This is a genomic window from Belliella baltica DSM 15883 (assembly GCF_000265405.1).
In the GTDB taxonomy this organism is placed as follows: Bacteria; Bacteroidota; Bacteroidia; order Cytophagales; family Cyclobacteriaceae; genus Belliella; species Belliella baltica.
Genome location: NC_018010.1, coordinates 2,316,609 through 2,340,684, shown reverse-complemented (window position 1 = coordinate 2,340,684; position 24,076 = coordinate 2,316,609). Strand labels below are relative to the sequence as shown.

The window sequence follows — 24,076 nt, the reverse complement described above, 5'->3', positions numbered from 1 at the left end:
GTTAGGTTTAAGGTTAATTGGAAATCAGTTTTTTGTTAGTCTAGCCATCTAGCATCATTCTCTTTATCCCCATTTCCAAACCTCTTAACTCTGCAAGGCCTTTTAATCTTCCGATCGCAGAATACCCCGGATTTGTCACTTTATGTAAATCATCTAGCATTTGATGACCATGGTCTGGTCTAAATGGTATAGGCTCAATTCTGTTTTCGTTGAATTTGATCAATTCTTTCATAACAGCAAACATATCTACATCACCATCCAAATGATCCGATTCATGAAAATTCCCAAAATGGTCCTTCTTAACATTTCTCAAATGGGCAAAATAAACGCGATCGCCTAAATCATGAAGAATTTTCGGAATATCATTGAATGCACCTGCTCCCAAAGAACCGGTGCAAAAACAAATGCCATTGAAAGGTCGATCTACAGCATTCAAGATCCATTTGAGATCTTCATGATTCGAAGCTATTCTCGGTAATCCCAAAATTGGAAAAGGCGGATCATCTGGATGAATCGTCATTTTCAAATCATAGGACTCACAAACATCGGCAATAGCCTCTAAAAATAATGCGAGATTTTTTCTCAATCCGTCCTTTCCTATATTCTCATAAATAGCCAAGCTTTCATGAAGCTGTTCCAAATTCACACTTCCTTCTGTGGGAACCCCCATGCAGATTATTTCATTTAAAGCAGCTACTTTTTCAGGAGTGTAAGTATCCAATCTTTTGTTCAAAATAGAAATCACCTGATTGGAGTAATCTGCTTCTGCTCCTTCTCTTTTGAGCATGTAAATATCAAAATAGGCCAAATCAGCCCAATCTAAACATAAAGCTTTTGCTCCATTTGGTAAAGCAAAGTTCAGGTCAGTTCTCGTCCAATCTAAGACAGGCATGAAATTATAGCAGATTATTTTTAAGCCCGCTTTAGCTAGATTCTTGAGAGATATTTTATAATTTTCTAAAAATTTTGGCGCTTCGGCACTATTTGTTTTAATCGCTTCATGAACAGGGACTGATTCGACAACTAACCATTTTAGACCTGCTGCTTCGATGATTTTTTTTCGTTCCAAAATATCATCTAATTCCCAAATATCACCATGAGGCACATGATGGAGTGCTGATACCACCGCAGTAGCTCCAGCTTGACGGATATCCTGAAGACTAACAGGGTCATTGGATCCGTACCAACGCCAAGATTGAATTAGACTATTTCTCATTCACTATTTTCACTTCAATTAATACGAGCTTTTCTTAGATATTCTTGTTTAAACTGACCAAAAATCAATTCACCGAACTTTAAAAAGTAAAAGTGAAGAGTTTATATTTTTTGGACATAAATAAAACCGGAAGTTCCCAGAAGGAACTCCGGTAATGAATAATAAACCCTAATATTTATTGAACTATGTATAACAGCTGCATTTTGAAATTCAAATTGCAGCATGCACCAAAGTTTGATCCAAAGAAATGATATGCATTTGGCTTTTGTTTTGAATTACATCTTTATGAATTCTTCAAAAACTAATTCCCAACAAATAAGTTGAGAAGCATTTCACTTTCGAATTATAAACTTGAGAAAAAATAAATAAAAATGCAACCGATTTCATTTTTTTATCAAAATTTTCTTAAAAGTGTCAAGATTTAGAAATAAAAACTTGATCCTTTCAGATCATAGAAATACTATTTTTAAAAGAAAATCAACTCATTATTCAATTAGTTAGAATTTCCATTTTTCTCTATTTTATTAAGGTTTTTACAGTTAAAAACCTTAATATCAAAAGTATAACTTTAATAAACTTGGCTTTTGAAAGAAGTCTGTTGATAATTTCGGAAAAGAGAATAGCGAAATTCTTAAAACATAAAAAATATAAATACAACCGATTTCATAAAAAAGCTTTGAAATAAATCATAAAAAGAATACTTTTGAACGATACCTATTTTTATGTCTTAGAAAAATGAATGTTTATTATCTTACAAAGAACTGAACATTTGTCATAAGATTAAGATCATTCATGGAGAAAGAAATAACGATATACGATATAGCAAAAGGCTTAGGAGTTTCCCCTACGACTGTAAGTAGGGCATTGAACAATCATCCTGCTGTAAAAGAGAAGACAAAAAAGAAAATCTTCGATGCTGCATCTGAATTAGGTTATCAATCGAATATTTTTGCAGCAAACCTAAGAAGCAAAAGAAGTAATAACATTGGGGTAATTGTTCCTAGCTTAAAAAGTAACTTCCAAGCTTCTGTACTTGCTGGAATGGAAAAAGTAGCGAGTGAAGCAGGGTTTAACTTGGTCATAAGTCAATCTTTGGAATCAAGTGAAAAGGAAATTGCAAATACAAAGTCAATGTTCAATAGTAGAGTTGATGGGCTTTTGATTTCTTTGGCAAGTGGTGCTGAGAATTTGGAGCATTTTTCACCCTTCTACAAAAAAGGGATTCCAGTTATTTTTTATGATAGAATTGCAAATACTGATATTAGTACGGGTGTTTCGATAGACAATATTCAATCGGCACAAATTGCTACAAATCACCTGATAGATCAAGGTTGCCGAAGAATTGTACATGTCTTAGGAAGTACCGAAGTGAGTGTTTATGCAGAAAGGCTCAAAGGGTACAAATATGCCTTAATTGACAAAAACATTCCTTTTGAAGACAATCTGGTCATCGTGTTGTCCGATATTAATGAGGAAGCTGGAGAAGAGATTGTCAGCCAAATCTTAAAAATGGACCCACTACCCGATGGGCTTTTTGTTTCTAATGATGCTTGTGCCGCTAGCTGTCTCAATCATCTAAAAATGAATGGCATTCGAGTTCCACAAGACATGGCTTTGGTCGGCTTCAACAATGAAATTATCTCAAGATTAGTTGAGCCGAAAATTACTACAATCAATTATCCAGGATATGAAATGGGAGAAGTAGCGATGAAAAACCTCATTAACCATTTAGAAGAACCTGATACAACAACACTTCAAAATACCAATAAAATTACGCTTAGATCAGAATTGATCATCAGAGAATCGTCTTTGAAAAAGCCGAAATCCTGATCATACATTGAACAACAACCTATAAACCACAAAATGAAATTTTTACCTTTTAGTATTTTCTTCCTGTTTCTCTCATCATTCGTCCTTGCTAATGATGGGTATAAATTATGGATGCAATATTATCCTATTGAAAATGCGGAAAGTTGGCAAAAAGAAGGAATTGCGAAGTATCAGATCAATGCAACTTCCCCAACATTAGCAATCATTAATGATGAAATCAAAAGAGCTGGGAAAGGATTTTTTAATTTCGAGCCAGCTGAAAACCAAGAGAATCCGAAACTGATTATCTCAAAATTATCTGATTTAAATTTAACTACTTTTCAAATTAATAAAGAAAAAATTACAGCTTTAGGTGAGGATGGATTTTCAATTTCTAAAAGTGAAAATTCAGAAACATTAATTCTTGCAAATACGGATATTGGTTTGCTTTATGGCACTTTTTATTATCTTCAATTGATCCAAAAAGGATCTGAAGTTCCAAAAGAAGGTATTTTTCAATCGCCAAAAATTAAGCATCGTGTGCTTAATCACTGGGACAATTTGGACAGAACTGTTGAGAGAGGATATTCAGGATTCAGCATTTGGAATTGGCATAGACTTCCACGTCACATTGATCAACAATATCTCGATTATGCTCGAGCAAATGCCTCTATTGGTATCAACGGAACCGTTTTGACCAATGTCAATGCAAATTCTCTAGTCTTGACTACAGAATATTTAGAAAAAGTAAAAGCTCTAGCAGACGCCTTTAGACCTTATGGCATCAAAGTATATCTCACTGCAAGATTTTCATCCCCAATTGAACTGGGAAGATTAAAAACTGCAGATCCATTAAATGAAGTCGTTCAAAATTGGTGGAAAGAAAAAGCCAAGGAAGTTTATGATTACATTCCTGACTTTGGTGGTTTCGTTGTAAAGGCTGATTCTGAAGGGCAGCCTGGCCCACACAATTATGGAAGAACACAAGCAGATGGAGCGAATATGCTTGCAGATGCAGTAGCTCCGTTTGGTGGAATTGTGATGTGGAGAGCATTTGTTTACAGTGAAAACACTCCCGATGATAGACATAAGCAAGCATATAATGAATTCAAACCCATAGATGGTGAGTTCAGAAACAATGTCATTGTTCAAGTTAAAAATGGTGCAATTGACTTTCAGCCTAGAGAACCTTTTCATCCGATGTTTGGAGCAATGCCTAACACTCCATTGATGATGGAATTCCAGATTACCCAAGAGTATTTGGGACACGATACACACTTGGCATTTCTCGCACCGATGTATGAGGAGGTATTGAAAGAAGACACTTTTGTAAATGGTAAAGGAAGGGAAGTTGCGAAAATTGTAGATGGGAGTTTGGATGGACATTCACTTTCTGCCATGGCAGGAGTTGCCAACATCGGTACAGATAGGAATTGGACTGGACATCATTTTCACCAAGCCAATTGGTATGCTTATGGAAAACTTGCATGGAATCCTTACGAAAATTCTGAAAAAATAGCAGACGATTGGCTCAGACTAACATTTAATAATGACGATACTTTCATTACTCCTGTAAAAGAAATGATGCTTGAGTCACGAGAAATGGTGGTCAATTATATGACTCCACTTGGTTTGCATCATATTATGGCCGAAAGCCATCATTATGGCCCGGGGCCATGGGTGACGGGTGGATCAAGAGCAGATTGGACTTCTACTTATTATCATCAAGCTTCTGAATCGGGAGTTGGATTTGACAGAACCAAGTCAGGTAGCAATGCGCTTGGACAATATTCAGAGAATCTGCAATCAGTTTGGGGAAATATCAATTCCATTCCTGAAAAATACTTGTTATGGTTTCATCATGTTCCTTGGGAACACAAACTTCAAAATGGAGAAAATCTTTGGAACAATCTTGCCCTTCACTATCAAAAAGGAGTAGATGAAGCTAGAGCAAATGTCAAGCTTTGGGAATCCATGAAAGGAAAAATTGATCAGGAGCGATTTGAACATACTTTGTCTTTTATGAAAATTCAAGCCGAAGAAGCCGCTTGGTGGCGTGATGCCTGTCTACTCTATTTTGGTCAATTTTCGAAAATGCCTTTACCATCTGGTGTAGAATCTCCGAAGCATAATTTAGAATATTATATGAATTACAAACCGAAGAATGTGCCGGGGATTTAAGATTTAGTTAGAAGGTTAGGGGATTAGAAGAACTTGTCCGCAGTGGCGGATTAAAGATTAAAAGATTATGGGACAGAGATAAACTCTGTTGAGATATAGGTTTCCATGAATTTACTATTCAAGAGTTTGTTATTAACTATTATCACATCTTGTGTCCTATATCTTGAATCTTTCGTCTTGGGCCTAAATTCCCAACTTTATCTAAAATTTAAAATTAAGCAATAAAACAGTACTTGAATGAATCAACATACTCAAAAAATAGCGATTGTCACAGGTGGTGCATCAGGACTCGGTTTGGCGACCAGTCAAAAATTTGTCAAGGAAGGAATCAAAACCATCATCATTGGTAGAGATCAGCAAAAACTCGATGATGTAAAAGCTGAACTAGGTGATTTAGCACATACTATTGCATTTGATTTGAGTGATTTAGAGAAAATTCCAGAGCTCATCGAAAGCATCAAAAGTGAATTTGGTCAGATTGATATTTTGGTCAATAATGCTGGAATCAATATGAAGAAAAACTTCCTTGAAGTTACTAATGAAGATTTCTACAAAGTGATGAATACGAATGTATTTTCTGTATTTGCAATAAGTAGGGAAGTGAGTAAAGTGATGGTAAAACAGGGACTTGGATCTATTGTAATGATTTCATCCATGACAGCTAAATATGGCATTCCAAAAGTAATTGCCTACACGGCAGCAAAAAATGCAATCGAAGGCATGACCAAAGCTATGGCCGTAGAATTATCTCCATTAGGAATAAGAGTGAATTGTGTAGCACCTGGTTTTATAGTCACTGCGATGTCTTCAAAAGCATTGGATTCAGATCCAGAACGAAAAAATAAAGTATTGGGAAGAACACCCATGGGGAAAATGGGAGCTCCGGAAGATGTGGCTGAGGCAGTTTATTATTTTGCTACTAGCTCCTCTTCTTATGTGACTGGAACAAGCCTAGCTGTAGATGGAGGAAACTCAATTGGATTTTAAAATAAGCAAATCATAAAAAGAACCAAATGAAACCATTTCACATAAAATCACTTTTATTTAGCCTTACACTTTTACTCAGTTTTGACACGGTTAGTAGTCAATCTTTGAAAAAGAGCTATGAACAATTCTTCGATATTGGAGCAGCAATAGGAGTTAGAGAAGCTAGTGGAACAGAAAAAAGAGCTTACCCAATTTTAGATAAACACTTCAATAGCCTCACTCCCGAAAACTTAATGAAATGGGGTTCCATTCACCCAAGATTGGAGGAATATAATTTTGGTCCTATGGACAATTTGGTTGAGTTGGCTGAAAAATTAGATGCGCGAGTAGTAGGACATACACTTGTTTGGCATAATCAGACTCCAAATTGGGTTTATGAAGATGAAAATGGCGAACTTCTTTCAAAAGAAGCTTTGCTGCTGAGAATGGAAGATCATATTTCAAATGTAGTCAGCAGGTACAAAGGAAAAGTTCATGGCTATGATGTAGTCAACGAAGCGTTTTTTGATGATGGACAATACAGGACTTCAAAATGGTACAATGCAGCTGGAAAAGATTTTATCAAAAGAGCATTTATCAAAGCAAATGAAATTGATCCAAACACAGAGTTGTACTACAACGATTACAATATGTGGAAGCCAGAAAAAAGAGATGCAGCCATTGAACTGGCAAAAGAACTTAGAGAAGAAGGAATTAGAATCGATGGAATTGGCATGCAAGGGCATTACGGATTAGAATCTCCTAGCATCGAAATCATCGAAGCTTCAATCGTAAAAATTGCAGAAGCTGGCTTCAAGGTCATGTTTACAGAAGTGGATATTGATGTGCTGCCAAATCCTGTCAACAGACATGGCGCAGATATCGATGCTACCTTTCCCGCAGACGAAAAATATAATATTTACAAAGAAGGATTACCTGAGGAAGTTCAAAAGCAGTTGGTTCAACGATACAAGGAGTTATTTGAGCTTTTCAAAAAACATGAAGATAAGATAACTCGAGTTACATTTTGGGGAGTGCATGATGGTGGGAGTTGGCTCAATAACTGGCCTATGCCAGGAAGGACGGCTTATCCACTATTGATAGATAAAGACTTTAAAGAAAAAAAAGACATCATTGATGCTTTGATCAAAGTAGCCGAGAAATAAAGAGAAACAAAGAATATAAAACCGAATCTTGAAGGTAATAAGAAAAGAAATATACATGAAGATTATCTACTAAAATTTAGAAAAGTTGAATAATAAGAATAGATATCGTATCAAATTGCTAATATTCTTCATAGTCATTTTCACGACTAAGTTGTATGCAAAAACTGAATCGGGTTCAGTGATACAACTAAATGATAGTAGTTCACAAATTCATATTACAACACACTTTGACTATTTTCTAGATACTACTTCCAAATATGCTATCGATGAAATAGCCAGTAGTAATTTTGAAGATCATTTTCGACGTGTCACCGATCCACATGTACTATTTGATTATTTAGATTCTCATATTTGGCTACGAATTACTATCAACAACAATCAATCAATACATAATCACTCTTGGTATCTAGAATCGTGGGGATTTGATATCAAAAACATCACTTTTTATTTTCCAAGGCCAGATGGGACATTTGAACCATCGACGGCAGGATTTGAAAGACCGTTTAATGAAAGAAATGTAAAACATAAAAACTTTAACTATTTCCTAGATCTTAGACCATCGGAGACAAAAACATACTTTTTAAAAGTCAAAAGAAGCTACAACCAAGAGTTTAGCTTTCATCTTAGAACTAATGAAAAATTCTTGTCACATTCTCTCAATGAATACTTTCTTTTGGGAATATATTATGGAGTTTTAGTAATTATTTTGACCTTCAACCTGTATCTTTTTTACAGACTAAGAGACACGCTTTATCTCTACTTCCCCTGTTTGATTATTGCTTGTATATGGTTTTCGCTTGGAAGAGATGGGTTAGGATTTCAATATCTCTGGCCAAACTCACCTTGGGTCAATAAGCTGAATAATGAGAAAGTAATCGAGTTGATCATCATCCTTGCTACATTATTATTCTCAGAACGATACATTCAGAAATACACAAAAAACAAAAATGTTATGAAGCTTACTGTTTGGGCTATCATGCTCAAGCTACTTCTTTTTGTCAATCAACTATTTATTTTCGAGTTAAATTACATCCATTATATCGTTATCACGATTATCATTTTGTTGGTTCCTTTTTCATTAGGATTATATTCTTTGATCAAGGCAAAGATTTATTCTTGGTCTTATGTTTTTGCTTATTTATGTTTGTTTCTCGTGATAGTCTATTCTTATTCAAGAAGTATTCAATTGTTTGACAACCCTGTACTTAACTGGTATTTCGTTTACCCTGTGATTTTTGCTGAGATGATTCTATTTTCTTTCTCAATTTTCAATCAGCTTAAATTTCTTCAAAACCAATTTTTGGAAGCAAATGCTGAGAAAACTATCGCTCTAGAGAAAAACAATCAACTCACACAGGAATTGAATTCAAAACTCAAAGAAAAAGTAAGAGCCAGAACAGAGAAAATAGAAAAAATGGCTGCTGACCTTGCGCAAAAAAATGTTGAGCTGCAGACTACAAATGTGAAATTACAGGAGCTGAATTCTCAGGTAACTCAATTGAATAATTATCTGCAAGAAAACAATGAGAAACTAAGATCAAGTGTTGAAGAAGTAACCAAGGATTTGGCCCTAATGAAAGGGCTCGGATTTGACGATTTTAAGAATGTTTTTCCAGATAAAGATACTTGTCTCAAATTTCTATCCGAATTGAAATGGAAAGATAAATATCATTGTAAGAAATGCGAATACAATAAATTTACAGAAGGACCAAACCATGGAAAAAGATGTAGGAATTGCAATTACTATGAATCTCCTACTGTGGACACTTTATTTCACAAGCTTAAATTCCCTATAGAAAAAGCGTTTTACATTCTTTATCTCTCAAATAGAAAAGACGTTGACCTTACTCTCAACGAGCTTTCTGAGATTCTCGAATTGAGAAGAGAAACCTGCTGGGCATTCAAAAATAAAATCTCCCAAGCGATGGAAAAAGTCGGTCACAATACAGACCTGAATGGCTGGGAAACGCTGGCATTGGTGCATTTGGAATAGAGAAGAACTGACTAATATTTTTAAGCCAACCCCAAAAGTTTTTATTCTAAAAAAACTTAGGCATTTCGTTCTTATCGATTCTTATACTTTTTAAATTCTTAAAGAAAAAAGATATATTTGTGATATTATAGTGTTAGTAACATCCTAATATCAAAATAAGTAATAAAATGATATCACTTATATCCCCTTCAAAAGCACAGCAAAAAATAGCAGCAAATATCAGAGAAAGGAGATTGCTTTTGGAATTAACCCAAGAAGGTTTAGCGGAGCGATCAGGGGTACCACTTGCTACATTGCGTAAATTTGAACAAAAAGGAATGATCTCTCTCGAATCTCTTCTAAAACTTTTATTGGTTGTGGGTGGACTGGAAGAAATTGTAAATACACTAAAACCACAAAAATCGAAATTTGCATCTATTGATGATGTTTTAAAAGAGCGGAATCAAGTTGAGAGAAAAAGAGGACATAAAAAATGACAGCTCAAATTTCAGAAATTAAGGTTGGAATTGATTTTGGTACTGGAATAGATCCTGTTGGAAGACTTGCTATCCGTGATCAAACCATCTACTTCGAGTACGATATGAAATTTGTACAGAAGGGTATGGAAATCTCCCCATTTCGTCTGCCACTGAGAAGTGGAGTAATAGAATTACCAAACCGTCCATTTGACGGATTGGCGGGAGTTTTTAGTGATAGTCTTCCAGATGGCTGGGGTAGATTGCTCTTTGACAGAATGGTTAGATCTCAGGGATTTATACCAGAAGATTTTTCACCTTTGGATAAATTGGCTCATGTAGGTCTTTATGGCATGGGAGCTTTGGTTTATGAGCCAAGTAATACTCCTGAGGATATCAATGAAAGAATTGATTTGGACCATTTGGCATATCAAACAGAAGAAGTTTTGAAAGGAAGTTCGGAAGAAGTTATAAGCGAATTGCTTTCATTAAACGGATCCTCAGCAGGCGCTCGTCCAAAAGCACTCATCGGAGTTGATTCATCTTTCAAAAATATTGCTTTCGGTGCTCAATCAATTGAAAAAGACTTTGAGCCTTGGCTAGTAAAGTTCCCAAATTCCCAAGATGGAGATGACTCAGGAGCAATTGAATTTATATACGCCAAGATGGCAAAAGCAGCAGGTGTTTTTCTGCCTGAAGTACATTTATTTCCTTCTTTAAAAGGACCAGGATTTTTTGCGATCAAGCGTTTTGATAGAGAAAAAGATAAAAGATTTCACATGCATACAGTAAGTGGTTTACTCCACAGTGATTTCAGAACTCCTTCACTTGATTACGAAGACCTTCTTAATTTAACAGGACAGATTACCAAAGATTTCCGTGAGGTTGAGAAAATTTATCGCTTAGCTATTTTCAATGTATTGTCTCATAACAGAGATGATCATGCGAAAAACTTTAGTTTTTTGATGGATTCCTCAAGGAATTGGAAATTTGCTCCAGCTTATGACCTTACCTTTTCAAGTGGGCCCGGTGGAGAACAAAGTACCATGGTTATGGGAGAAGGTAAAAAACCAAGCATCAACCATTTGGTAAAACTTGGTTTGGATGCAAAGATTTCAAAAAATAAAATTGAAGAAATCATTGAGCAAACAAAATCTGCCTTAAATCAATGGGAACCCTTAGCTAAATTCTATGGAGTAAGTAAATCGAATATTAAACTTGTGAAAAGTTCGATTGTGGAATTAGTAAATTCATAAACTATTTAAAGTTTATTTTTTCCATACAAAAGTAGATTTGTTGACCAATTAATACTTTATCCCCTATTAAAGCTAGAGACGGGACGTTGTTGTACAGAAGGTTTTTAAATGATACCATTTATAAAATTGAGTCCCAAATACCAAGTCCATATTTGGTATTGGATCATGGTGAAAACTCTTTTTCATTACAAAAAAATCTTTCAAATAAAGAAATAGATGATTCTGAATTGGAAGGGAAATTATCCAATTATGCTATCAATCAGTTATATCTTGAAAACTCAACTCATCAACTGGTTTTTTTCTTTAACAAAGCAACTCCGTATTTTGGGATTAAAAATAAAAAGTCTGATAAATCTGTATTAATTGAGTTCATGAATTTTGAAAATGATATTACTTTCACTCAGAATTTCGCATTTACTCATGTCTCTGACGATTCTTTCATTGCAACTGTTGACCCTGCATTTATTTTCATGAATAAATTGGATACTTCTGCCTACCCAGCAAGGATGAAAGAAATTTTAAAGACCCTTGAAGAAGGAGACAATCCTATCTTATTGATTTCTAAATTTAAATTTTGAACTAGGATAGGAATTAAAAACAGTAATTCATAAAAACAGCCTACGCTATTGCACTATGATTGATGTACGAAGTGACATCCGTAAGTAAATTAGACAAATAAATTGTAGCGAATAATTCGGAAAAGTCAATAACAACAAATGATTTAATTATCATGGGTATATTATTTTTTTGGCTATTGGTGTGAAAGCGGATTATCATATTTAAAAAATTCAGATAGCAAATAATTTCCTAAAATATCAACTGCGCAAAATAATACAACTCATTTTTCCAATACTCGAAATTATGGTAGTGGTCTGGAATGATTCTGTAGATATGTTCTATTCCCTGTTCATTCAGAAAATCATGTGTTCTATTCGAGACATTCATCAAATTATCCTGATCTCCACAACTCAAAAACAACAACTTCAAGTTTGCCTTAGTTGCCTCAGGTTTGGGAAGTAAACCCTCACCTTGTTTTGTATTTGGAGCCGGTGAAAATGAACCAATCCAAGCAAAATCTTCCGGATGATTCAATCCAAAGTTCAAGGATTGTCCTCCACCCATCGATAATCCGGCAACTGCCCTATTTTCAACTCCAGATTTCACTTTGTAATTTTTCTCTATAAAAGGAATCAAATCAACCATCAGATCCTGTTCGAAAGTAGCAAAAGCTTTTACTTGCTCCTCTCCGAAAATATTTCCTTCAGCGCGGTCATTTTTCATGGCGCGACCATTGGGCATGACGATAATCATTGGCTTTACCTTATTCTCCGCATAGAGATTGTCCAAGATGATTTCTGGGTGTCCTTGATCTAGCCATTCCCTTTCATCCCCTCCTATTCCATGCAATAAATAAAGTACCGGGTATTCCTGAGTAGCAACATACCCTGGCGGAAAATAAATGTTTGCAACTCTGTCTTTTCCAACTGTTGTGGATGGATAAGAGATTTTTTTAACCTCTCCTTTGGAAATCCCTTCTTGAGGTTTATCAAATCCATTTGGTGCGATGATATTCGAATCTTGTGCAAATGAAAAATTTGATATCAATGCAATGAACAAAATGGCTGGTAATTTTAGACTTTTCATAGTGTTTTGTGAGTTTAGGAATAAGATTATCCTTTTGTTTATAGGCATAAGTTTATTTTGATTGAAAACATAATCAAAGTTTAAACTCTTGCTAAAGCTATATCAATCATATTTTGTAATACTCTTCCCAACCTTTTCTTGGTGGAGTACCATTCAGCAGCTCATTTGCCACTTTGTTATTGGTAATTACCTTGTTTTTTCTATCAAATTTCAGGTTAGTATTCATCTGTTGAGCCAAGACACCAAGTGAAAATATTTGGCTTAATGGTCCTGAGATTTCAAAAGGCGACCTTGTTTTTTCTTCGCCTTTACAAGCTAAAAGGAAGTTTGCAAAATGGTTGGAGCTACTCTCGGGAACTTCAGGTAAGTTTCCTTTCATGTCATTGGCAGCTACTTCTGGAATGATAGAAAGTGTACTTCCATGTGATCCTCCCTTGAAAGTCAAATCTTTGCTATAGATGATTTTTCCTGGATTCAGGGTCCTTTTTTCAATTTGACCAGTGCCTGCCGCAGGGATATCATCACTCAACTCTGAACTTCCGTAACCCTCAGGAATTGGAGGTAAATTTTCCAATCCATCATACCAAGTTACATTTACAGCTGGCATTTCATCTCTTTTTGGAAATTTAAAATCAAGTGTAGTGGCTTGAGGATAAAAGAGTGGATTATGTCCATCCAATTTTACTGCATTGATTTCTTCTGGAAGTCCTAAATCTAAATATCTATGGAAACTATCCATGATATGTGCACCCCAATCTCCCAAAGCTCCCATTCCGAATTCGTACCAGCACCTCCACTGTCCATTTGCAAAATCCTTATTGTAATCATGATGTTCGGCTGTTGTCAGCCAAAGATCCCAATCAAGTGTTTCTGGTATTGGCTCTGCCTTTGGATAGCTTGTATTGGAAGTATCCCAACCATGCCATCTTCTTCGGCTATTCATATGGCAAGTAATGGCGTGAACATCTTTGATGATTCCAGCATCTACCCAAGATTTGAATTGAAATGAATTAGCTTCCGAATGACCTTGATTACCCATTTGGGTCACTACACCATATTTCTTGGCAGCCTTCATCATCAACTCTACTTCTTGAAATGTCCTTGCCATAGGTTTCTCGACATACACAGGTTTTCCAGAAGCCATTGCATGCATGGTGATAGGGAAATGCGAAAAATCCGGTGTACAAATCACAGCGGCATCAAATTCAACTTCACTTTGATTAAAAAGAACTCTAAAATCCTTATACCGTTTTGCTTTGGAATGCTTTTCGAGAATATTTACTGTATGCGGAGCACCCATATCTACATCACAGAGTGCCACAACATTTGATAAACCTGTTCTACCAAAATCGTTGATCACTTGTTCTCCTCTATTACCAATTCCAATACAAGCCAGATTGACACGATCACTTGGCACTTTGGAAGCCATTTGGACAATTTCACCAGCTTTATTTCTAATTTCTGATTTGGAAAATAAAACATGACTCGGGATAATATGAAAAGCACCAATTGCTAAGGCACTTTTCTTGAGAAAATCCCTTCTGTCTTTCTTTTCTGTAGGTTTCGATTGATTCTCTTCTTTTGACATCTCTTTGAATTTAAGTTTTAAGTTCAATCTATCTCTTACTTAATTTGAACAGATACCAGCTGTATAATTCTCTAATCTCTTATTATTAAATGACTCTTACTAAGCTCGTGATCTTTTCCTATGTTAATTTAGCAACTTTTGAACTTCAAAATAAGCAGGCTTAGGCTGTAAATTTTCATCGAGTAAAAAAGGAAAAGCCTTTCTTCCAGGCTGATCGAGCCAAGATGCGTCATCGCCAATTCCCCAAAATGTAACTCCTGTGATGACATCTTTGTAGTCCAATAAAACTTGAAAAATCATGCTATAAGTCTGCTTTTGTCTTTGTGAAAAGGTTTCTGTATAAACCATAGAACCTTCTTCATTACTGGATAAATATACAGGAAGATCCAATTCTGTAATTTGAATTTCTACACCGAGTCCTCTAAATAAATCTAATGTAGTCCTGATATCCTGTTCTGAGGTCTCTATCATCCAGTGACCTTGTAGTCCTACTCCATCGATTGGTATATTGTTATCTTTTAACCTCTTGACTAGATCATAAATCTTATTTCGCTTCCAACTGAAAATGGAATTGTAATCATTATAAAATAGCTTCGCTTCCGGATCTGCTCTGTGGGCAAAGACAAAGGCTGAATCAATGTAAGATGGTCCAAAAATTTTATACCAAGGAGAATCTTCTCTATAGATTATTTCCCCATTTGGATCCCAGTCAGACATTGCTTCATTGACAACATCCCAAGCATAAACATCGCCCTTGTACCTTGACATAACAGTTGTGATATGCTCTTCTAATTGTGCTGAAGCAACTTCCCTTGACAAAAGTTCTCCATTTTCATCATAAAACATCCAATCAGGAGATTGTGAATGCCAAGTCAAAGTATGCCCCCTTACTTGCAGATTGTTGTTTTTAGCAAACTGAACAATCCTATCTGCTCCTTCCCAAGTATAGACCCCTTTATTCCGCTGCAAAGATTCTGGCTTCATTACATTTTCGGCAGTCACACTATTAAAATGTTTGACCAATGCCTCTCCATGAATGGTCGCAAGGTCTGCATGCTGAGGAGTAATCGCTGCACCGATTGGAAAATAATCCTTAAATAATTCTTTCAATGGAATGGCAACAACTTCTTCCTCCTTGTCATCATTTTGATCTTTTGGGTCCTCAATAATAGGATCAATCTCCTCCGTAGAATTACAGCCGAAGGTGTAAACTGAAAATATAATTATGGTCCAAAAATTAATTCTACATTTTTTCATCAGCGTAACATTTACTTTAAACATATTTAATCGTAATATTTTTGAAGTCTATCAAACTTCTCTTTTTTCATCATTTAGAAAAACTCCAATAGTCAAAATACATGATATTGCTTTGTGCTTTTCCTTTAAATACAAAGTATAAATCATGAACTCCTGACACATTTTCAATATCGGTATTGATCAATGCCCACCTATCATCTCCCCCTGTAAGTGGGACTCTTACACTAGCTAACAACTTCCCATCTTTACCATCAAGCCTTACCTCCATATTCACATCACCATTGTGGATGGTCCCTAACCTTGCCGAGAACTTTGAAGCGCCCTCTGATCGGAAATCAACTCCAGCAACTTTGGTATAGGCTTCATTTCTTGTGGCAATAATGAAATTTCCAACTACCTCATTTTGCTTTGCTTTTACACCTTCTGACCAAGCTATTGTTTCTGCTTCATTCTTCACATAAGGATTGATTGAGCCAAGACTTTTAGTTATGCCTTCTGTCATTTTCATCGGCACTATGGTTCCATCATCATTGAAAGTAACTTCTTCCACAGCAACAGACCTATTGAATCCACTCCCACCCGGCAGTGCTCCGTTGTGGTAAAAAAGATAGGTTTTGCCTTTGTAATCGATGATCCCGGGATGATTCGTAAAACTCTTACCTTCAGCGGGCATCAGCACTCCTTGATATTTCCATGGACCAGTTGGGCTATCACTTGTCGAATAACCCAGATGCTCTGGAAGTTCTCCAGCGGCAAAAAGTAAATAATACAAATCATTTCGCTTGTAAAGCCAAGGGCCTTCTTCATAAGTTGTAGGTCTTTTGGGATCATCAGCCTTTCTTTTTCCGAAGGATTCAATTGTATTGGGAAATTGACCAACTTCGCCATCGAGAGAAATCATGTCTTCGTTGAGTTTTGCAAAGTAGCAAACTGGATTCCCCCACATCAAATACGCCTGTCCATCATCATCAACAAATACAGTGGGATCAATATCTGCACTGGAATTACTGATCAGTGGCTTGCCCAAAGGATCGATAAAAGGCCCATAGGGGCTATCAGAAACAGCTACACCAATTCCATTTTGATTATTTTTATCAGTAATTGGAACATACATGTAGAATTTCCCATCACGTTCGGTGCATTGTGGTGCCCATGCATTCATTTTTCCCCAAGCAAATTCTTTGTATGACAAAACAGCTCCGTGATCAGTCCAATTGACCATATCTTCAGTGGTGTACAGTCGCCAATCGTTCATTGTAAACCAAGTCGATTCATCTTCATCATGGGATGTGTAGAGATAGACTTTGTCATTGTAAACCATCGGTGCAGGATCTGCAGTGAAGGAGGTTTGGATAATTGGGTTTTGCCCATAGCTATTTCCAAACTGAAGCAACATGATACAAAAAAGAAAAAATGGCTTAAGATTAAGTTTCATAGTAAATGGCTTTAAATCAAATATTTAAAATTTTATCCGGTTTAGTGATTCGTGATCACAAAACCTCCTTTTGGTTGAATGGAAACTGAATATGAACCATCCTTCCCAATTTCGATTATGTCTAGTTTTGGCTGTTTATTTTGGTCATCGTTGTATAAAGAGACTTTCTTCCCTTTCAGCATTTCTAGGTTGATAGCCAAAGTCTTGACACTTTCTTCCGCATTGACACCTGCGATGTACCAATGTTCACCGCTTCTCCTTGCGATCACAGTGTACTTTCCAGGATAGCCATCAATGAAAATTGTTTCATCCCATGTAGTCGGGAGTTTTCTCAAAAAGTCTAATTCAAACTCTGGAACTTCAGTGAGATTATTCGGTGTCAACCCAAACATCTGTACCGGATTTTGAAAAAGCACACCCGTTGCTAATTGGAAAATATCAGTCGTCAAGCGTTCTTGACCCCTTTGATTTCCTTTATTTAGAAATTTATTCAACAATACCCCACCGAACTCCATGCTTCCAACAGCATTTCTGATAAATGGATGAAGAGTTGCATAAAATGCTTCTTTCTCTCTCGTATCTTGAACAAAAACCAACATTTCTGAAGCCAACACAGCTTCACTTCCTACAAAATTCGGATACATTCTCTCCCAACCTCTTGGAAGGGTTGCTCCATGAAAAATAACCATCAAACCATAATCATTGGCCTCGACCAAGATATCTTCGTAAAGGCGCATCGTCTCTTGCTTGTCTCCTCCAAAAAAGTCAACTTTCAAGCCTTTGACACCTACTTCTTTCAGCCATTTCATTTCTTTTTTTCGAGCAAATGAGGTATTCATTTTGTTCAAAGGAGTCTGAAATGCATCATTGGCGGTACCGTTAGAATTATACCATAAGAAGACATCAACATTCTTGGAATTGGCATATTTGATCAAATCCTCCATGCGGTCGTAACCGATTCTTTCATCCCACCAAGCATCAATCAAAATGTATTCAAAATCCATAGCAGCTGCCAAATCAATGTATTTGACTTGGTCTTCATAATTCATGCTGTTGTCCTGCCAAACAATCCAACTCCAAGTTCCTTTTCCATATTGATAAGGCTGAGATGCTTCATACAATGGCTCCACAACATCAAATGTTACGGTTGTCTCAATAATCGGCTTTAAGGTCTCTCCCACTGTGATCGTCCTCCAAGGTGTATATCCCGGAAGTCCAATTTGTGCACCTGTATCTCCAAATCCATTGTTTTGCTCCATTTGAGGATATTCAACAGTGTAAATCCCATCTTTAAAACTGCTCAAATGCGATCCATTGTAGTTACTTCCCACGCCAGTTTCTGAAATCAAAACCCAAGCTTTTTCTTGTGTTTGGAAAAGGGCTGGAAATACGTAGCCGAACTTAGCTGTTGTTTTTTCTATTGGCATATCAACACTGTAGCCACTTTCGTAACTTGGAGCTGTCCTTGCAAATCCTGTCATTGGTGTCATCATCGGCGACACAAAAGCGGTAGTTGAGGCAGGAAATTTAAACCCAGTTATTTCTTCTTTTACTACTGTTGCTCTTGTATCTCCCCATTTTGGTAATTCATATCGGAAAGCAATGTCATTGTCACTGACTTGAAAATGGACTGAAATTTCCTTTCCATCTCCATTTTTTACTGTGTAGGTAAGCGTATTGGCTTTGTAGGTAATAAAAGATTTTTTGATTCTATCCTGCTTGTAGCTCTGTTCAATTTTATTTTCCGAGAACTTGACGAAAGTCAAATCTGAGGTAAAGTCACCTTCATTAGTCACAAGACCCAATGGAGAATTATCCAAAATCAGTTTTTCACCATAATTAATAGAATACATCAACTCACCTCCATCTATATAGATGCTTAAATTCACATTTCCATTAGGACTTTGAACAATACCAGACTCTTGGGCAAAAGAAAATGTAGTTAGTGCAAAAAAGCTAATTGCTATCAACATGCTTAAAATTCCTACTTTCAACTTGCTCTTTTTTGAAATTTCCATTTACTTTTCTTTTTAAAAATGAATTATTGAACAGCACTGACACCTTCCTCAGTTTGAATCACTTTTTGGATAGCTTAAATGAATCTGACTTTGTAAGTTTTGATTACTCCTCTGTAATCACAAGTAACTGTTGCTTCTCCTTCTTCACTTTCAGCCTGTTCAATTGAGATTTTCACAGATGGATTATCAGATTTGGCAGTTACTTTAGGATTTGAATCCGATCCGGCTGGAAGGCTTGCATTCACTTCATAAAGACCATAACCAAGGATGCCATTTTCATTTGTGGATCTTACGGGTGTTTCTGGGACTTCTACAGCTTCACCATTCACAGATATGCTGATTTTCGGTGCTACAGGTCTTTTCAATTCCTTACCCTTAGCACTAAATCCTAATCCAAGTAATTCAAACAAGCCTTCATCGCTTCCAGCTTCAGCTACTAAAAAGATCGCGTTCTTTTTATCCAATTGATCCACATATTGTGCGACATCGATTGTAAACTGAGTTGCTTCTTGCTTAGAATTAGCTGGCACCTCGATCACAGCGATCTTAGTACCTTTCCAAGTATCATTTGCATAAGGACCATCTATCCAAACATTGACTTTGAAAGCTTTGTCTGTCTTTGGAGTAAGGAAAAGATTGAAAGCTGTTTGATTTCCCGCTTTTGTTCCTTCAAATGCTTTGAGTCCATTTTTATCTTCAGCAAGACCTCCAAAACCAAAGTATTTGTAACCAATAATGTGTCCGTCTTTGACTTGCGTAATCGGCATGTGATTGTCCCAAATGTCCCAAGAATCCTGCTGTATACTGATATCAGAAAGATAAGCGGCATAGCCTGCTGAATAATACTGATATGGATCTAAACCATACATATGGAAACCTTCAGAAGTCACCTCAGCACCTTTGTATTCTCTGCCTTGGCTGTCTTTGGCAGTCCATTGTTTGTTTTCGGCATAAGGATCATAGGCTCTAATTCTGGCACCTCCACCTTCTGCAACGGGTTTCTTATCCACTTCAATACTGATAGGTGCAACTACAGGCTGACGGGCAAAACCAAATCCTCTAGGTGGCTTATGGTAAAACACATACCATTGCCCATTGATCTCTTCGATACTTCCATGGGTATTGTGCCCACCGTTGGTAAGAATGATACTCGTTCCATCTTCATTTAAAACTGGCCCTCTTGAATCCACCAATACACCTCCACTTTTCCATGGACCGAGTGGAGAATCCCCAACTGCATATCTCAAAGTAGAGTTTGTACTGCTCACACCATAGTCAGGGCCTGAATAGCCACTAAAAACTGTAATATATTTATTTCCGACTTTTCGGATAGAAGAAGCTTCAAAGAAATTGAATGTACCCAAATCTTCTTCTTCGTAGATATTTGGATATTGAGTTCCTTCTGGATCTCTTAAAGAACCATATCTATTACTAGCAGGGAGAAAATAAGGAATCACTTCAGTACCAGGTCTGATGGAATACATAGTATTCTGATCCAATTCTGCTGCCATAGATCTCTGAAACCCCCAAAATGCATAAGCTCTAAAACCGATTTCAAAATCAGGATCGTTTGGATCATCAATGTTTTCAATATAGACAGCAGGATCAAATCCCAAAATACTACCTTCGACAGTTCGCTTTCCATCTTCTGTCATGTTGATTGGTGTAAAAGGGCCATCTGGTCTTGAGCCTTTGGCAACCATCGCTTCTCTTCCAGGTCCTCTACTATGCGGATATAAATAATATTCTTTGGCTCCATCTTTTCTTTTGACTTCAACCAAATCTGGTGCATACATCACATCCCACTGACCATCTATTTCATAAGTGAAAATCGCCCCTTCATCTCTCCAGCTTGTCAAATCTTCTACAGGTGCTGACCACATCCTGATATCAGGACCACAATAACTTGTAAATCTTAGATCGTGTGATCCAATAATGTATGCTCTATATTTCCCAGGATTATCTGGGTCTTCAAATACTCGGGGCTCTCCGTCAGGAACATGCTCCCACAAAGGGAGGTATGGATTACCAGCAACAGTATGGACGTATTTCCCATCTTGAACCAAAATTGTCTGGGATTCTTCTTGGGCACATGAAACAGATACAGAGAACATGACCAATCCAAGTGCTAGATTCAATAGGTCTTTTGCTTTGTAGAAAAGCGATAACTTTTTCATAGAATAGGTTTATTCGTGAGATTAATATTTCTATTTTTTCTTATTAACTAAAGGTAAATCCTATGCCCCCATCACTCCGATGACTTAGCTTCAAGAAAGCTATTGACATCCAGCCAGTGAATAAAGGCATCAAACCAGCGGTTACTTGTCCGGTTGGGATTTCCCAATCCGAAACCGTGACCACCATTTTGATAAAGGTGAAACTCTACAGGTACACCTGCTTTGTACCAGGAATCGATGATCCCAAACTGCCCCCTGAAGAGGAAATCATCACTTGCGATCACATTGAACATTGGCGGTGCATTTTTTGGCACCACCACTGATCCCATACCGCCATAAATAGGTCCTATAAAGGCCAATTTCATAGATTTAGAGTTCAAAGTACAGTGCATAGTAAGTCCAGCGCCAGCCGAAAAACCAATCATACCTATTCTATCCGTATCCACTCCCCACTCTTCAGCTCTTTCTACAATCATCGCATAAGCAGCCTCAGCATCTTCGAGTTGGTCAGAAAGGTCTCGCTGTACTAGACGAGGTCGTGGTTCTTCGTTTTGTGCAGGATTAGCTGCTGCATCGGAAGTTCTGTTCATGGAATTTCTAAAGTCGTCCAAGGATTCTGGAGTTGGATGAAGTCTGTACTTGAGCACAAAAGCCGTGATTCCTTGTGCTGCCAAAGCTTCTGCCACTTCCCACCCTTCGTTTTTCAATGACAGCCATCTGAAGCCTCCTCCGGGAGCTACGATTACAGTCGCACCATTTGCTTTTCCTGGTTCTGGTAAAAATGGAGTTAGTGTTGCAACTGTGATATTACGAGCCATTGGATCGCCCCATTGCTTGAACCAAGACTCTAATGCGGGCTGATCATCGACTCCACCCGTACCTAAAGGAATAGCATTAGGTTCATCGGGAGTTGCAAGTGGATAAATGGTTCCATCCTGAGCTATTGTAGATTTTGTGCAGAAAATTAAAAAGACTAAAATGGAAGATATTCCTAGTGATCTAAGTGTATTCAGCATAATTAGGTCATTTTGATTAATTTTAAAATGTATAATCGGATACTTTCACTCGTTTCTATTCTACTATCGCATCATTAGCAGTAGTTGCATACAATCCAATCAAATTACCAGTAAATCCACCTGCAACATTTGTAGAAAGAATATCGCCTGAAACTTGACCTCCTAGATTTTTGAAGGTATTTCCATCTGTAGAATAGCCAAATTCATAATTATCTCCATCAGCCTTCACCTGGAGTGAAATAGTTTTAGAAAGGTCAATTTTAGCGCTCGCCAAGATCTCCGAACTCACTTTTCGATCTCTACCTCTTCCTTTGGCTTCAGTTCTTTGAAGAAGCAACATGTAATCATTTCCGACCTTGGTAATTCCAAAAACATAATTGAACGCTTCACTTTGAGCACAAACTATTCCTGCAAGGTCTTTTTCGGATTGTGGTTGGTAATCCATCGTCATGTTGAATTCAAACTTTTTGTGCTGCTGTCTGTAGAACAAAGTCGATGTAGGCTTCACTTCTTTGATGTTGACATTGAATGGATTGATTTGGAGCCCATTTTTCGTGAACTCAATAAAATCTTCCCTTGGACCTCTCAATCCGATCCATCTGAAATCAAGTTTTTCAGAATCAAATTTTTCTGTGTAAACAAAGTTTCCATTCGGAAAAAAGCCATCCTGACCAGTCTTATTCTCTGTAACTCCTGCTGGCATTTTCAATTTTGGCTCCATTGGAATTAAGCCATTTTCGAATACCGGCCATTCTCCTGACCAATCAACTGGTAGAATAAAAGTCTCTCTACCTGTATTTACCCTGTTTTTATCATTCGGTCTTATTCCTAAAAACACCCCATAATATTTATCATCAGGCCCTAAAACCAAATCCGCATGACCTGCCCAATCGACTTTATTGTTTCTATTATTTCCAAAATAACGTTGTGTCAAGATTGGATTAGAAGGTGCTGGGATAAAAGGCCCCATCGGATTATCGCTTTTGAAAATCACTTCACTGTGATTTCCGCCAGTTCCGCCTTCAGCACACATCAAATAATACATCCCGTCTTTTTTGTAAAGATGAGGAGCCTCAATCCAGATTGGATTTTTTGAAGGATCAACTCCCCCATCAACAATTATTTTATCTGTACCTGCGACAACTTGATCATTTTCCAAATCATACTCCCAGATTTTGATAACGCGGTGTCCATCATATCTTTCTTCGCCTCTATTTGGTGCGTCGTTGTGCACAACGTAAGCTTTCCCATTATCATCAAAGAAAATTCCAGGATCAATTCCATCAAATTTTAATTTGATAGGATCACTCCAGCCTTGAAATGGATCTTTTGTTTTCACAACTATATTCCCGAAATCACCAGCAAACTGAGTTGTGATCATGTAAAATGTATCGTTATATGGATTATACTTGATATCTGGAGCAAAAACACCCATTGCAATTGCAGCATCCTGTACTTTGAGCTGAGATTTTCTATCCAAAACATGCCCTATCTGAGTCCAATTCACCAAGTCTTTGGAGTGGAAAATCGGTACTCCCGGAAACATTACAAAAGAAGAAACTACCATGAAATAATCATCTCCTTTCCTTGTGATGGCAGGATCAGGGTAGCATCCTTGAAGAAGAGGATTGTAAAACTCACCTTCCAGGAGTGGATTGTCTATGTAAACTTGGTCTTTCCCTTCATAGACAACTTCAGAAAAGACGGGTGCATTACTTTTCTTGTTTTGGCTAAATCCTTCAGAAAAGGATAAGAAAACCATTAAAACAGCTAAAATCGTAGGTTTGAGTTTATTCATGTTACTGGTATATTTATAAGCTTTATTCTTCATTACTGATGATTTTTTTAGGATTATTGAAAAGTCAATGATCCAACTACTTATCGCTCTTTGGATTTTTT

Annotated in this window: 17 protein-coding genes; 8 read left to right on the top strand and 9 right to left on the bottom strand. The window is 36.9% G+C overall.

Annotated elements, in window-relative coordinates:
• Positions 1 to 40: 40 nt before the first annotated feature.
• Entirely contained in the window at positions 41 to 1,216 is a 1,176-nt protein-coding gene (uxuA, locus tag BELBA_RS10735) for a mannonate dehydratase (RefSeq protein ID WP_014772715.1), read from the bottom strand.
• 792 nt (positions 1,217 to 2,008) lie between these two features.
• On the opposite strand from uxuA, the gene BELBA_RS10730 reads away from it, so the two are divergent.
• The 8 genes from BELBA_RS10730 (at position 2,009) to BELBA_RS10695 (ending at position 11,620) form a co-directional block, all read left to right on the top strand.
• Entirely contained in the window at positions 2,009 to 3,046 is a 1,038-nt protein-coding gene (locus BELBA_RS10730; RefSeq protein ID WP_014772714.1) for a LacI family DNA-binding transcriptional regulator, read from the top strand.
• 33 nt (positions 3,047 to 3,079) lie between these two features.
• Positions 3,080 to 5,206, top strand: a complete 2,127-nt coding sequence (locus tag BELBA_RS10725) for an alpha-glucuronidase family glycosyl hydrolase (RefSeq protein WP_014772713.1) — start codon at positions 3,080 to 3,082, stop codon at positions 5,204 to 5,206.
• A 237-nt stretch (positions 5,207 to 5,443) separates the two neighbouring features.
• Positions 5,444 to 6,193, top strand: coding sequence for an SDR family NAD(P)-dependent oxidoreductase (locus BELBA_RS10720; protein ID WP_014772712.1), 750 nt, complete (start codon positions 5,444 to 5,446; stop codon positions 6,191 to 6,193).
• A gap of 26 nt (positions 6,194 to 6,219) precedes the next feature.
• Complete coding sequence (locus BELBA_RS10715) at positions 6,220 to 7,338, top strand: endo-1,4-beta-xylanase (RefSeq protein ID WP_014772711.1); 1,119 nt, start codon at positions 6,220 to 6,222, stop codon at positions 7,336 to 7,338.
• A gap of 178 nt (positions 7,339 to 7,516) precedes the next feature.
• Positions 7,517 to 9,331: a 7TM-DISM domain-containing protein gene (locus tag BELBA_RS10710; protein ID WP_245531054.1), complete on the top strand. Its 1,815-nt coding sequence runs from the start codon at positions 7,517 to 7,519 to the stop codon at positions 9,329 to 9,331.
• 167 nt (positions 9,332 to 9,498) lie between these two features.
• Positions 9,499 to 9,807, top strand: coding sequence for a helix-turn-helix domain-containing protein (locus BELBA_RS10705; RefSeq protein WP_014772709.1), 309 nt, complete (start codon positions 9,499 to 9,501; stop codon positions 9,805 to 9,807).
• Positions 9,804 to 11,042, top strand: a complete 1,239-nt coding sequence (locus tag BELBA_RS10700) for a type II toxin-antitoxin system HipA family toxin (protein ID WP_014772708.1) — start codon at positions 9,804 to 9,806, stop codon at positions 11,040 to 11,042. Before BELBA_RS10705 ends, BELBA_RS10700 begins: the two co-directional genes overlap by 4 nt.
• Positions 11,043 to 11,089: 47 nt before the next feature.
• Entirely contained in the window at positions 11,090 to 11,620 is a 531-nt protein-coding gene (locus tag BELBA_RS10695; protein WP_280956348.1) for a 6-bladed beta-propeller, read from the top strand.
• Between the two features lie 229 nt (positions 11,621 to 11,849).
• Here the strand turns inward: BELBA_RS10695 and BELBA_RS10690 are convergent, their stop codons facing one another.
• From BELBA_RS10690 to BELBA_RS10655, 8 genes are all read right to left on the bottom strand, one after another.
• A complete protein-coding gene (locus BELBA_RS10690; RefSeq protein ID WP_041779624.1) occupies positions 11,850 to 12,686 on the bottom strand; it encodes an alpha/beta hydrolase in 837 nt (278 codons plus the stop codon).
• Positions 12,687 to 12,792: 106 nt separating this feature from the next.
• Positions 12,793 to 14,274, bottom strand: coding sequence for a Gfo/Idh/MocA family oxidoreductase (locus BELBA_RS10685; RefSeq protein WP_014772705.1), 1,482 nt, complete (start codon positions 14,272 to 14,274; stop codon positions 12,793 to 12,795).
• Positions 14,275 to 14,397: 123 nt separating this feature from the next.
• Complete coding sequence (locus BELBA_RS10680; RefSeq protein ID WP_014772704.1) at positions 14,398 to 15,555, bottom strand: endo-1,4-beta-xylanase; 1,158 nt, start codon at positions 15,553 to 15,555, stop codon at positions 14,398 to 14,400.
• Positions 15,556 to 15,601: 46 nt separating this feature from the next.
• Positions 15,602 to 16,966 carry a glycoside hydrolase family 43 protein gene (locus tag BELBA_RS10675; RefSeq protein WP_014772703.1) on the bottom strand — a complete coding sequence of 455 codons (1,365 nt, stop codon included), beginning with the start codon at positions 16,964 to 16,966 and terminating at the stop codon, positions 15,602 to 15,604.
• 41 nt (positions 16,967 to 17,007) lie between these two features.
• Entirely contained in the window at positions 17,008 to 18,984 is a 1,977-nt protein-coding gene (locus BELBA_RS10670) for a glycoside hydrolase family 97 protein (protein ID WP_014772702.1), read from the bottom strand.
• Positions 18,985 to 19,058: 74 nt separating this feature from the next.
• On the bottom strand, positions 19,059 to 21,161 hold the full coding sequence (locus BELBA_RS10665) for a glycoside hydrolase family protein (RefSeq protein ID WP_014772701.1): 2,103 nt from the start codon (positions 21,159 to 21,161) through the stop codon (positions 19,059 to 19,061).
• A gap of 71 nt (positions 21,162 to 21,232) precedes the next feature.
• The gene (locus BELBA_RS10660) at positions 21,233 to 22,177 is read right to left on the bottom strand and encodes an alpha/beta hydrolase (RefSeq protein ID WP_014772700.1); all 945 of its coding nucleotides are present in this window, start codon (positions 22,175 to 22,177) and stop codon (positions 21,233 to 21,235) included.
• A gap of 55 nt (positions 22,178 to 22,232) precedes the next feature.
• A complete protein-coding gene (locus BELBA_RS10655; RefSeq protein ID WP_014772699.1) occupies positions 22,233 to 24,008 on the bottom strand; it encodes a glycoside hydrolase family 43 protein in 1,776 nt (591 codons plus the stop codon).
• Between the last annotated feature and the right edge of the window lie 68 nt (positions 24,009 to 24,076).